This window comes from Serratia sp. MMO-28, from assembly GCF_037199905.1.
Taxonomy (GTDB): Bacteria; Pseudomonadota; Gammaproteobacteria; order Enterobacterales; family Enterobacteriaceae; genus Chania; species Chania oryzae.
Genome location: NZ_JBBCVB010000086.1, coordinates 1 through 665, shown reverse-complemented (window position 1 = coordinate 665; position 665 = coordinate 1). Strand labels below are relative to the sequence as shown.

Sequence of the window (665 nt, the reverse complement as noted above, 5' to 3'; positions counted from 1 at the left end):
GGTAATGACTCCAACTTATTGATAGTGTTTTATGTTCAGATAATGCCCGATGACTTTATCATGCAGCTCCACCGATTTTGAGAACGACAGCGACTTCCGTCCCAGCCGTGCCAGGTGCTGCCTCAGATTCAGGTTATGCCGCTCAATTCGCTGCGTATATCGCTTGCTGATTACGTGCAGCTTTCCCTTCAGGCGGGATTCATACAGCGGCCAGCCATCCGTCATCCATATCACCACGTCAAAGGGTGACAGCAGGCTCATAAGACGCCCCAGCGTCGCCATAGTGCGTTCACCGAATACGTGCGCAACAACCGTCTTCCGGAGCCTGTCATACGCGTAAAACAGCCAGCGCTGGCGCGATTTAGCCCCGACGTATCCCCACTGTTCGTCCATTTCCGCGCAGACGATGACGTCACTGCCCGGTTGTATGCGCGAGGTTACCGACTGCGGCCTGAGTTTTTTAAGTGACGTAAAACCGTGTTGAGGCCAACGCCCATAATGCGGGCAGTTGCCCGGCATCCAACGCCATTCATGGCCATATCAATGATTTTCTGGTGCGTACCGGGTTGAGAAGCGGTGTAAGTGAACTGCAGTTGCCATGTTTTACGGCAGTGAGAGCAGAGATAGCGCTGATGTCCGGCAGTGCTTTTGCCGTTACGCACCAC

General features: G+C 53.8%; 1 protein-coding gene. It reads right to left on the bottom strand.

Annotated elements, in window-relative coordinates; all coding sequences use genetic code 11:
• Positions 1-15: 15 nt before the first annotated feature.
• Positions 16-665, bottom strand: a protein-coding gene (locus WG891_RS26640) for an IS1-like element IS1B family transposase (RefSeq protein WP_244462290.1) whose coding sequence is annotated in 2 segments (ribosomal slippage) — positions 16-464 and positions 464-665 — 651 coding nt annotated over the 2 segments. Because the reading frame shifts where the segments join, the coding sequence is not laid out codon by codon here. This gene is flagged as partial in the annotation.